This is a genomic window from Kitasatospora sp. NPDC057518 (assembly GCF_042802075.1).
Classification (GTDB): Bacteria; Actinomycetota; Actinomycetes; order Streptomycetales; family Streptomycetaceae; genus Kitasatospora.
Window position 1 is genome coordinate 1 of record NZ_JBHVEU010000291.1, and the last position, 11,329, is coordinate 11,329.

The 11,329-nt window shown below is 74.6% G+C and carries 6 protein-coding genes and 1 tRNA gene; all 7 read right to left on the bottom strand.

The genetic code is table 11. From position 1 onward, the window contains the following. Positions 1-118: 118 nt before the first annotated feature. The 7 genes from ACFU7Z_RS26405 to ACFU7Z_RS26435 all read right to left on the bottom strand — a co-directional run bounded on the left by ACFU7Z_RS26405 (position 119) and on the right by ACFU7Z_RS26435 (position 10,924). Complete coding sequence (locus ACFU7Z_RS26405) at positions 119-2,797, bottom strand: ComEC/Rec2 family competence protein (protein WP_380780076.1); 2,679 nt, start codon at positions 2,795-2,797, stop codon at positions 119-121. Between the two features lie 84 nt (positions 2,798-2,881). Continuing rightward, positions 2,882-3,844, bottom strand: coding sequence for a helix-hairpin-helix domain-containing protein (locus ACFU7Z_RS26410; protein WP_380780078.1), 963 nt, complete (start codon positions 3,842-3,844; stop codon positions 2,882-2,884). Between the two features lie 171 nt (positions 3,845-4,015). Next, on the bottom strand, positions 4,016-4,861 hold the full coding sequence (locus tag ACFU7Z_RS26415; protein ID WP_380744027.1) for a DegV family protein: 846 nt from the start codon (positions 4,859-4,861) through the stop codon (positions 4,016-4,018). Positions 4,862-4,944: 83 nt separating this feature from the next. Then, the gene (locus ACFU7Z_RS26420; RefSeq protein ID WP_380780080.1) at positions 4,945-5,766 is read right to left on the bottom strand and encodes a hypothetical protein; all 822 of its coding nucleotides are present in this window, start codon (positions 5,764-5,766) and stop codon (positions 4,945-4,947) included. Between the two features lie 414 nt (positions 5,767-6,180). Continuing rightward, entirely contained in the window at positions 6,181-9,075 is a 2,895-nt protein-coding gene (gene leuS, locus ACFU7Z_RS26425; RefSeq protein ID WP_380780082.1) for a leucine--tRNA ligase, read from the bottom strand. Between the two features lie 382 nt (positions 9,076-9,457). Next, a complete protein-coding gene (locus ACFU7Z_RS26430) occupies positions 9,458-10,753 on the bottom strand; it encodes a hypothetical protein (protein ID WP_074000712.1) in 1,296 nt (431 codons plus the stop codon). Positions 10,754-10,851: 98 nt separating this feature from the next. Beyond that, positions 10,852-10,924 (bottom strand) — tRNA-Ala (locus ACFU7Z_RS26435). Positions 10,925-11,329: the final 405 nt, after the last annotated feature.

The window sequence follows — 11,329 nt, forward strand, 5'->3', positions numbered from 1 at the left end:
GGCTGGGCCCGGAGCGCGCCGGAACGTTTCTGCTGGCTTTGCGCCGCTCCTCCTCCCACCACCCCCTTCTACTTTCCATGCCCCCACGTTGATTGGTGGAAGGAGGAGAGCGCGGGGGTCAGGTGGGCGGGGCCCGCGGGGCGCCCGGGGTCCGCTCCGGGTGGGCGTGAGGTGCGGGGCCGTGCCCGTCGGCCCCACCGGTTCCGCCGGCGCCGCCGGGCCTGGCGTTGCCGCTGGAGTGGCGGGCCGCGTGGGCGGGTTGGGGGTGGACGGCCGCGCCGAGGGTGGCCGGGGAGTCCCCCGTCACCGCGATGTCCCCCTCCCGGTCGGTGCGCAGAACGGTGGCGCCGAGTGCGCGCAGGTGGTCGACCGTCTTCGGGGACGGGTGACCGTACGGGTTGCCCTCGCCGCAGGAGACGAGGGCCAGCCGGGGCCGCAGCGCACCGGCCAAGTCCCAGTCCTGGTGGGCCGATCCGTGGTGCGCCACCTTCACGACGTCGACCTTCCCCAGCCGGCCCAGCAGGGCCGACTGGGCCTGCGGTTCGAGATCTCCGAGCAGTGCCATCCGTAGTCCTCCTGTCAGTGACACCATCAGTGCGACGCTTGCGTTGTTCGGTCCGGGCGCCTCGGCAGCCGCACCGGGGGCGGGCCACACCACGTCCCAGGCCAACTCCGCTCCGACGGAGCGCCGTTCACCCCGACCCGCTCTCAGTAGCGGCAGGCCAGCCCCTGCGGCCCAGCCCGTCACCCGGGCCGCCTCGCCCGGCGGATCGTCCAGCGTGGTGCCCTCGACGGCGCCGACCCGGCGGCCCCGCAACACCCCCGGCACGCCCTCGACGTGGTCGGCATGGAAATGCGTCAGCAGGAGTAAGGGGACGGTCGTCACGCCGAGGTCGCGCAGGCATCTGTCAGCGGCGTTCGGGTCCGGCCCGGCGTCGATCACCACCGCGCTGTCCGGCTCCCCCGTCGCCAGGGCCAGCATGTCCCCCTGCCCGATGTCGCACATCACCAGTCGCCACCCCGGCGGCGGCCAGCCGGTGGCGATCCGGATGAGCTGCGGCGGGCGCAGCAGCACGGCCAGCAGGACCATCATCAGCACTGCTGTCACCAGCGCCCGCGCCCAGCGCCGCCGGGCGGGCACCGGCACCGGACTGCCCGGCTCCCGCCGTCGGGGCAGCAGGAGCGGCGCCGCCCAGCAGGCCGCCAGGACGGCCAGCGCGACCGTCGCCGTACCGAACCACCCTCCGGGCCAGGTCAGTTGGCCGCCCGGCACCTCGGCGCCGCGCCGTGCGACCAGGGCCAGCCAGCCGGCCGGCAGCCCGGCCGGTTCCGCGAGCAGGCGGGCCAGGGCCGGAAGGAACGGCTGAAGGGCGAGCACCCCGAAGCCGAGCAGCGTCGCCGGGGCCACTGCCAGCTCGGCCAGCAGGTTGCAGGGGATGCCGACCAGGCTGATGTGCCCGGACAGCACCACCGTCACCGGCGCGCACAGCGCCTGGGCGGCCGCCGTCGCCGCGAACGCGCCTGCCAGGTGGTGCGGCCAGCGGCGGGCCCGCAGGGCTTCGGCCCAGTGCGGTCCGAGGACGAGCAGCCCGGCGGTGGCGAGCACGGAGAGCAGGAAGCCGAACGAGCGCGCCAGGAACGGGTCCAGCAGGACCAGCACCAGGACGGCCCCGGCGAGCGCGGGCACGGCCTTGCGGGGACGGCCGGTGGCCAGGGCCAGCATGCCGATCAGTCCCGTCCCGGCCGCCCGCAGCACGCTGGGCTCGGGCCGGCAGACGGTGACGAAGGCCAGCGTCAGAGCCGTGCCGAGCAGCGCCCCGGTGCGCAGTGACAGCCCCAGCACCGCGGCCAGCCCGCGCCGTTCCGGGGTGCCGGCCTGCCCGGGCGCGCCCAGCAGCGCACCGAGGACGATCGCCAGGTTGGCCCCGCTGACCGCCACCAGGTGGACCAGGTCGGTGGCCCGGAAGGCGTCGTCGAGGTCGTCGGGCAGTCCCGAGGTGTCGCCGACGACCAGCCCCGGGAGCAGCCCGCGCGCGTCCGCGGGCAGTCCGTCGGTGGCCGTGCGGAGGCCCTCACGGAGGCGCCCGGCGATCCGCTGCGGCAGGCTCGGCGGCGCCAGCTGCCGGGGCGCCCCGTGGACCACCAGCAGCGCGGCGGACTCGGTGTCGCGCCCCTCCCCCGCTGGCCGTACCTCGGCCTCCACGGCCAGCCGCTGGGACGGGAGCAGCCGCTGCCAGGGCTCGCCCTCCGCCCCTCGGGCCATGACCGTCACCGGCGTACGCGTGCGGGTGCTCCGCCCGTCCGGGAGCGGGGTGACACGGTCGGCCACCGCGTCCACGGTCAGGAGCGTCTGCCCGCCGACGGTGCCGCCCCGGGAGGTGTGGACCTTCGGGTCCCCCGCGACGGTCAGCTCCACCTCCACCACTGGGGAGGGCTCGCCCGGCACTCGCGGACCGGCGGCCGCGGACGCACGGGCGAGCTCCGGCAGCGGCCCCCGGTGGAGGGCGGCGGTGTGCAGCGGGGTGGCGATCGCGGCCGCCGCCCCGGTGAGCAGGACGGCGGCCAGCGTCGCCGAGGCCCCGCGCCGGCGCAGGACCCCCGGCCGGGTGAGCAGCAGGACGGCCGCGAGCGCGGCGACGCCCGCCGCGGTGAGGACGAGGGCCGCGTACCCCGGCTCCAGACGCAGGAGTGCCGCCGTGACCGCCCAGGCCGAGACGGCGGGCAGCAGCAGCCGGAAGTCGGCGCCCGGAGAACGGGACGCAACGGCCGGACCGAACGGCGTGGTGGCGACGGACATGGTGGTACCTCCCTTCGAAGGCCGGGCATGCGGGCGGGGCGAGTGGACTAGGGGGACGGGCAGGGACAGCGGCAGGACAGGGCGTCAGAGGGTGAGCAGCGGACGGAGCTCCGCGTATGTACGGGCGCCGATGCCGCTGACCTGCCGGAGTTGGTCGAGGGAGCGGAAGGAGCCGTGCGACGTGCGGTAGGCGAGGATGCGCTGGGCGAGGGTGGGGCCGACGCCAGGAAGGCTGTCGAGCTGTTCGAGCGTCGCGCGGTTGAGGCTGACGGGCGGCCGGGGCACGGTGAGGCCCGGAGGGCCGCTCCCGCTTCCGACCACCGGGCCGGGGGCGGGCGCCTGCTCGCCGACCAGGATCTGCTCACCGTCCGTCAGGATGCGGGCCAGGTTGAGGTTCCTGGTGTCCGTCTCCGGCAGCGGACCGCCCGCCGCCCGCAGGGCGTCGGCTACCCGGGAGCCGCCGGGCAGGGTGTGCAGGCCCGGGAGGTGGACCCGGCCGCCGATGTCCACCACGACAGCCGGCCCGGTGCCGGACACGGCCTCGGCACCGGCGCCGGGCCCGGCCCTGGAAGGAGCAGAGTCGGCGGGGACGGACGGCTCCGCCCCCGACGGTGCCGCGACCGCCGCGAGCGCGGGTACGGCGACCGCCTCCGGCCGGGCCAGCCAGAAGTGCTGCACGGCGTAACCGACCGCGAACAGCAGCAGGATGGCCAATCCGGCCACCGCGCGCCGATCGAGTGCCAGCACCGAGGCGAACGAGGGGATTGAGGAGGATGCGGAGAACCGCGAACGCGCCCCGGCCTCCGGCGGACCCATGTCGGCGTCGCCCGGATCCGACGCAACACCCGCATCCGGCAAGACCGGCGTCGCATCCGACAGCACCGGCACCGGCATCGCAACCGGCGACGGCGGCGGGGCCGGCCCCGAGGGACCCCCTCCGACACCGCCCTCCGGCTCGTCGTCCATCGGCAGCAGCGCGGCCATCCGCAGCCGCACCGTCTCGTTGATCGCATGGCGCTTCGCCGCGCCCAGGCCCATGGTCGTCATGCCGAGGACGGTAGGAGTCCTCCGGCGAACGTGCGGAAATTAGCGAAACCCTGTGGATAACCCGGGGGTTGTGGATAAAAAGCGTCACTCACAAGAGTGGGTAGGACCGCCTGAGGTTGACCGAGCGGCCAGCGAACCACCCAACGAACCACCCACCGGACCGCCACCCCCTCAGCGCGGCGCGACCACCACCGCCAGCAGCCCCGGCCCGACGTGCGCCCCGATCACCGCCCCCACCTCGCCCACGTACAGCTCCCGCAGCCCCGGCACCCGGGCCCGCAGCCGCTCCGCGAGCGGTTCGGCCCGCTCCTCGGCCGCCAGGTGGTGCACGGTGATGTCGACGTCCTGCTCCCCCGACCGCTCGACCGCGATCTCCTCCAGCCGCGCGATCGCTCGCGACGCCGTCCGCACCTTCTCCAGCGGCTCGATCCGCCCGCCGTCCAGGTGCAGCAGCGGCTTGACCGCCAGGGCCGAGCCGAGCAGCGCCCGCGCCGCCCCGATCCGTCCGCCCCGGCGCAGGTGTTCCAGGGTGTCGACGTAGAAGAACCCGCTGGTCCCGGCAGCCCGACGGCCGGCCGCCTCGGCCGCCTCGGCCAGGCCCTGCCCGGCCGCGATCGCCTCGGCCGCCGCCAGCACCCCGTACCCGAGCGCCATCCCGACCAGTCGGCTGTCCACCACCCGCACCGGTACGGGCGCCTCGGCGGCGGCCAGCCGGGCGGCCTCGACGGTGCCGGACAGTTCGCCGGAGATGTGCACCGAGACGATGCCCTTCGCCCCGGCCTCGGCGGCCGCCCGGTAGGCGGCGGCGAAGGTCTCCGGGTTCGGCCGGGAGGTGGTCACCCGCTGTTTGCCGCGCAGCGCCTCGGCGACGTCCTTCGGGGAGATCTCGACGCCCTCGCTCAGGACGGAGTCGCCGACCGCGACGCTCAGCGGGACCACCGTGATCCCGTACCGGTCGAGGGCGTCCTGCGGCAGATAGGCCGTGGAATCGGTGACAAGTGCGAGGTCGGAGGGCATGAGCCGGAGGTTACCCCCCGTCGCTCCGGGAGGACAGCGCCCGGTCCGGGCCCCCTCGGGAGGCCCCGTGACGCCCGACCGGCTCAACCCGCCGAGGGCCCCGTCGAGGGCTTGCGCAGCCGCTGCGCCAGCTTGGCCAGCGGATCGGCGAGCCCGAGCAGCTCCTCCGCGCTCGGCCGCCCCTTCCCGTCGGTCAGCCCGGCCCGAGCCGCACCCCCGGACCGCGCCGCACCCCCGGTCGCCCCCGCGGACCCACCAGACCCCGCAGCAGCACCACCGGCCCCTGCGGACCCACCGGACCCCGAAGCTCCACCCGCCCCCGCAGAACCGGCAGCCCCCGAAGCACCCCCCGCGACGTCCCAGTGCCGCAGCGCCCCCGCCTCGCTCTCGCACTCCTGGCTCAGCCGGCTCAGCTCGTCGTCCGCGAACCGGTGCATCCGGTCCTGCGCCGCCCAGCGCATGGTCTCCGCCGAGTGCGTGATCCGCTCCGCCCGCTCGCGCAGCTCCGGCAGCTTGGCGGCGATCCGCGCGGTGTCCGGCTCGCGCTCCAGCATCCGCAGCTCGCCGTCGAGTTCGGCGGCGTGCGTGTCGAGCCGGTCGAGCAGGGCGAGCGACTCGCCGAGCTGGGAGTCCTGCGCGAGGCCGCCCTCCAGCACCTGCCGGGTGCCGTCGAGCGAGGTCCGCAGGCCCAGCCGGACGGTGGCGATCTGCGCGGGCGGGCCGACCCTGGTGTACGTCTTCGCCTTGAGGGTGGCGGTCTCCACGGCGCGCCGGGCGTTGGCCTCGTGCTTCTCGATCTTCGCGCCGACGGCCTTGGCGGCCTTGACCGTGCCGATCACGGCCAGGACCATCGCCGCGACCCCGAAGAGCAGGACCAGCCCGATCATCACGCCGAACACGTCCATCGCGCGCCACCTTCCGCCGTCGTTCCGGCCCCCACCGGGCCCAACGCGGGCCGCATTGCCGAGGGTTCCACGGTAGCCGCCGGAACCCGCCCGGGGGCAGCCGAGAGGGCCCTGGCGGACGGAGATCAGGGTCAGATCCGGGATCTCCCCAAGGGCCCCCGACCACCCTGGAAGCCCCCCGCAAGCGCCCCGCAAGACGCCCAGCCGGCACCGAACCCGAAAACGCCGACTCCCGAAAGCACCGGACCCCGAGAACGCCGACCCCCCGAAAGCACCGGACCCCGAAACGCCCCGAAAGCGCCGACCCCCGAAACACCCCGAAAACGCCGGACGGGCGCCCCCAAGGACGCCCGCCCGACCGCTCACGCGACCGCTCCCGCGATCACCCCGCGGTCACTTCCGCACCAAGAACACTCAGCCGGTGACGATGTTCACCAGCTTCGGCGCCCGCGCGATCACCTTCCGCACCTCGGCCCCGCCGATCGCCGCGATGACCGCCGGCTCCGCCAGCGCCAGCGCCTCCAGCTCGGCGTCCGAGATGCCCGGCGCGACCTCCAGCCGCGCCTTGACCTTGCCCTTGATCTGGACCACGCAGGTCACCGTCTCGTCCACCACGTACGCCGGGTCGGCGACCGGGTAGTCGGTGTGCGCCAGCGACTCGCCGTGGCCCAGTCGGCGCCACAGCTCCTCGGCGACGTGCGGGGCCAGCGGCGCGACCATCAGCACCAGCTGCTCGGCCACCGCCCGCGGCGTGGAGCCGCGCTTGACCAGGTAGTTGTTCAGCTCGATGGCCTTGGCGACGGCCGTGTTGAAGCGCAGCCCGGCCATGTCCCCGCGGATGCCGTCGATGGCCTTGTGCAGGGCGCGCAGCGTCGCCTCGTCCGGCTCCTCCTCGGTGACGACCAGTTCGCCGGTGGTCTCCGAGACGACGTTGCGCCACAGGCGCTGCAGGAAGCGGTACGAGCCGACGACGGCGCGGGTGTCCCACGGGCGGGAGACGTCCAGCGGGCCCATCGACATCTCGTACAGGCGCAGCGTGTCGGCGCCGTACTCGTCGGCGATGTCGTCCGGCGCGACGGCGTTCTTCAGGGACTTGCCCATCTTCCCGGCCTCGCGCTTGACCGGCTCGCCGTCCCAGAAGTACTGGCCGTCGCGCTCCTCGACCTCGGCGGCGGGCACCGGGAAGCCGCGCTCGTCGCGGTAGACGTCTGCGGTGATCATGCCCTGGTTGAACAGCTTGTGGAACGGCTCGACGGACGAGACGTGGCCCAGGTCGTGCAGCACCTTGTGCCAGAAGCGCGCGTACAGCAGGTGCAGCACGGCGTGCTCGGCGCCGCCGACGTACAGGTCGGCGCCGCCGGCGGGCTTGGTCTCCGTCGGGCCCAGCCAGTACTTCTCGTTGGCCGGGTCGACGACCGCCTCGGAGTTGGACGGGTCGACGTAGCGCAGCTCGTACCAGCAGGAGCCGGCCCAGTTGGGCATGGTGTTGGTCTCGCGGCGGTACTTCCTGACGCCGTCGCCCAGGTCCAGTTCGACGTTGACCCAGGCCTCGTTGCGCGACAGCGGGGTCTCCGGCGAGGAGGCGGCGTCGTACGCGTCGTAGGTGCGCGGCGAGTAGTCGTCGACCTCGGGGACCTCGACCGGCAGCATCGACTCGGGCAGCGCGTGCATCACGCCGTCCTCGTCGTAGACGATCGGGAAGGGCTCGCCCCAGTACCGCTGGCGGCTGAACAGCCAGTCGCGCAGGCGGTAGTTGACGGTGCCCTCGCCGATGCCGCGCTCGGCCAGCCAGGCGGTGACGGCGGCCTTGGCCTCGACGACGCCCAGCCCGTCCAGGGACAGCGACACGTCGCCCTCGGTGCGGGCCGAGTTGACGATGACGGAGTCGTAGGTGTCGAACGCGTCGTCCCACTCGGCCGGGTCCTGGCCCCGCCCGTCGGTGGGCTCGACGACGCAGCGCATCGGCAGCGCGAAGGCGCGGGCGAAGGCGAAGTCGCGGTGGTCGTGGGCGGGGACGGCCATGATGGCGCCGGTGCCGTAGCCCATCAGCACGTAGTCGGCGATGAACACCGGGACGGACTCGCCGCTGACCGGGTTGACGGCGTAGGCGCCGGTGAAGACACCGGTCTTGACCTTGGCCTCGACCTGCCGCTCGACGTCCGACTTGGCGGCGGCCGTGGCGCGGTAGGCGGCGACGGCCTCGGCAGGGGTCGCGGCGCCGCCGGTCCACTCGGCGGGCACGCCCTCGGGCCAGGCGGCGGGGACGATCGAGTCGACCAGGGCGTGCTCGGGGGCCAGCACCATGTAGGTGGCGCCGAACAGGGTGTCGGGCCGGGTGGTGAAGACGGTGATCTTCTGGTCGCCGGGGGCCGCGAAGTCGACCCGGGCGCCCTCGGAGCGCCCGATCCAGTTGCGCTGCTGCAGCTTGATGGCCTCGGGCCAGTCCAGCAGGTCCAGGTCCTCGATCAGCCGGTCCGAGTACGCGGTGATGCGCATCATCCACTGGCGCAGGTTGGACTTGAACACCGGGAAGTTGCCGCGCTCGGAGCGGCCGTCCGCGGTGACCTCCTCGTTGGCCAGGACGGTGCCCAGGCCCGGGCACCAGTTGACCGGCACCTCCTTGGCGTAGGCCAGGCGGTACTCGCCCAGCACCTCGTCGCGCTCGGCGACGGTCAGCCCGGCCCAGGCGCGCCCGTCCGGCAGCTCACGCGCGCCGGACTCGAAGTCGGCGACCAGCTCGGCGATCGGGCGGGCCTTGCGGGCGTCCGCGTCGTACCAGGAGTTGAAGATCTGCAGGAAGATCCACTGGGTCCAGCGGTAGTAGTCCGGGTCGATCGTGGAGATCGAGCGGCGCGGGTCGTGGCCCAGGCCCAGCCGGCGCAGCTGCTGGCGCATGTTGGCGATGTTGGCCTCGGTGGAGACCCGCGGGTGGGTGCCGGTCTGCACCGCGTACTGCTCGGCGGGCAGGCCGAAGGCGTCGTAGCCCAGCGTGTGCAGCACGTTGTGGCCGGTCATCCGCTGGTAGCGGGCGAAGACGTCGGTGGCGATGTAGCCCAGCGGGTGGCCGACGTGCAGGCCCGCGCCCGAGGGGTACGGGAACATGTCCATGATGAAGCTGTGCGGCTTCGCGGCGACGTCGCCGACCGCCGGGTCGGCCAGCGCACCGGTGGGGTTGGGGGCGTGGAAGGTGCCCTCCTTCTCCCAGATGTCCTGCCAGCGGGACTCGATCTCGGCCGCCAGCGCAGCGCTGTACCGGAACGGCTCGGTCGCGGTCTCGGCCGCGCCGGACGCAGGGGTCGTCTCGCTCATGGTCCTTCAAGCTCCATCGGTGTCGGTTGGCGAACCGCGCGGGCGGCCGGCCCGTGGACCCGGCCCGGGACGGGATCGGGGGGCGGAAAACAAAAAATCCCCTCGCAGGAGGGGACGCCACGCCGACTCCGGCACCGCCCGAAGGCTCAGCCGGTCCTGGTCAGCGCGGCCGGCTAAGGAGCAGGCGCACGGTTCGCATGGGCTCAGGGTACCGCAAGCGGGTCGACGGGCTGCGGGGTATACCGCCGGGACGGCGGCACGGAGCCGCCCAGGGCCGCACGGAGCCGCATGAGGCCCCGCGGAGCCACCCGGGAGCCGCAGCGAGCCACGCAGGACCGCACGAGGCCGCACGGAACCGCGCGGGGCCGAGCCGCAACCCGCCCTACCGAGCCGCCACCCGCCCCGCCGCGTCGAACTCCCGCAGCGCCTTCGCCACCCGCTCGGACTGCATCCCCGCCGCGAGCGAGCGCGCCAGCGAGGCGGTGCGGGCCGCCTCCCGCTGGTCGCCGAGCCGGCGGTGGGCCTCGGCGAGGCGCACCATCAGCAGCGTCTTGGTGCGGGCCCGTCCCGGTCCGAGACCGGCCACCGCCTCGGCGAGCAGCACCTTGGCGAGCCGGTGCTGGCCGAGTGCCAGCCGCCCCTCCCCCACCATCCCGGAGAGGGCGGCCCGGACCTCCTCGGTGCCGGGCAGGCCGTCCAGTTCGGCGAAGGCCCGGGCGGCGGCGGCCTCGGCCCGTTCGGCCTCGCCCCGGCGGCCGTACGCGCCGGCGAGCCGGCCGTACTGGCGGGCCCGGGCGACGGGGCTGAGCGCGGCGCCGTGGGTGTCCAGGGCGGTCACCAGCGCGGAGACGGCGTCCAGCCCGCGCCCGCCGGTGCCCTGGGTGGCGAGCACGACCAGCGCGCCGAGCACCGCGACGCCGAGCCGGGGGTCGCCGCTGACGTGGGCGGCGCGCAGCGCGGCGACGAAGGCGCGCTGGGCGGCGGCGTCGTGGCCGAGGTCGTACGCGGCCCAGCCGGCCAGCCGGGCGAGTCTGCTGGCCGTGCCGTAGAGCTCGCGGCCGAGCCGTTCGTCGTACGCGCCGAGTTCCAGCAGCTTGGCCAGCATGGCGAGTTCGGCCCGGACGGGGCCGAGGACGAGGCCGCCGCCGCAGGCCCGTTCGAGCTTCTGCTTGCTGCGGTAGGACAGGCCGAGTTCGCCGGCCAGTCCGGGTTCGACGCGCAGCGCGCCCTCGCCGCCGCCGACGGGCGGCGGCGGGGAGTCCAGGCGGGCGGCGGCCTGGTCGAGGTCGGCGCCGCGGAACAGGTCGGTGAGGCGCACCGGGCCGGCGTCGGTGGCGGCCTCGCGCAGCGCGGTCTGGGCGGTGTCGGCGGTCCACGGGTCGGTGAGCAGCCGGGGCGAGAGGATCTTGGCGCCGCGGTGGCCGCCCATCCGGCCCCAGAGCTGTTCGTAGGTGACGGCGATGCCGAGGGTGCGGCTGAGCACCTCGCAGACCGCCTGGTCGTGCGGGCTGCGCGGGACCATGCCGCGGTCGCGCCACTTGTACGGGGCGGTGGAGCTGATGGCGAGGCCCGGCGGCAGGGCGAGGCTCACCTCGCGGGCGAGCCGTTCCGGACTCCATCCGAGCTGGTGGAGTATCCGGGCCAGTTCCTCGTTCCGCCTTCGCTCCAGATCGGCCATGGCACGACGGTAGCGGGATTCCGGCCGCCGGGACCGGCGGCGCGGGCAGAACGGCGAAGAGCCGCCCCCCGTTTCCGGGAGGCGGCTCTCGACTGCTGTGGAGCTATGGGGAATTGAACCCCAGACCTCTTGCATGCCATGCAAGCGCTCTACCAACTGAGCTATAGCCCCTTGACCTGCGTTGTCACCGTGGTTCCCGGTTGTTTCCGGCCGTTTCCCTCGGCGACATCGACTACTTTACACGCTCCGGGGCGTGCTCCTGAAATCCGTTTCCCGAGGTCCGCACCACGCGCCCCGGGAGCCCGCCTCCCGCACTCCGGGCGTACGGCGCCCCACCCCCGGCGCCCGCACCTGACGCACGCTCCCAGCGCGCACTCCCGACGCACGCGCCCCGCCAACGCCCCGCCACCGCACCACCCGCCGACCGCGCACCCACCAGGAGAACCGCGAAGCCGCACCACCCGCCGACCGCGCGCCCGCCAGGAGAACCGCGAGGCCGGGCCCGAAACGCCGGAAGGCCGCCACCCCTTGGGTGACGGCCTTCCGAACTACTGTGGAGCTATGGGGAATTGAACC